Raw genomic sequence first — 201 nt, forward strand, 5'->3', positions numbered from 1 at the left:
GCGTTGCCTGTACGTTCACGCCCACAACAGCTGCCTGTGTTGCGGTGATGGTTACTGTGCCTGCAGAAACAGTCGTCACTTTACCTGCTGCATCGACAGTAGCAACCGCCGGATTGCTGCTGGTGTAGGTCACTGCACCGTAGCTGCCGCCGGTTAATGTGGAACTCACTGCATTCGTCAGGCTGTTGCCCAGAATGATTT

General features: G+C 55.2%; 1 protein-coding gene. It reads right to left on the minus strand.

The genetic code is table 11. The features are described 5' to 3' along the window. Positions 1-199: Ig-like domain-containing protein (locus tag KDM89_RS23040; RefSeq protein ID WP_212689909.1), on the minus strand; the 199-nt coding region annotated here is incomplete at its 3' end. Positions 200-201: the final 2 nt, after the last annotated feature.

Source organism: Cognatundibacterium luofuense (assembly GCF_018139685.1).
Classification (GTDB): domain Bacteria; phylum Pseudomonadota; class Gammaproteobacteria; order Burkholderiales; family Burkholderiaceae_D; genus Undibacterium; species Undibacterium luofuense.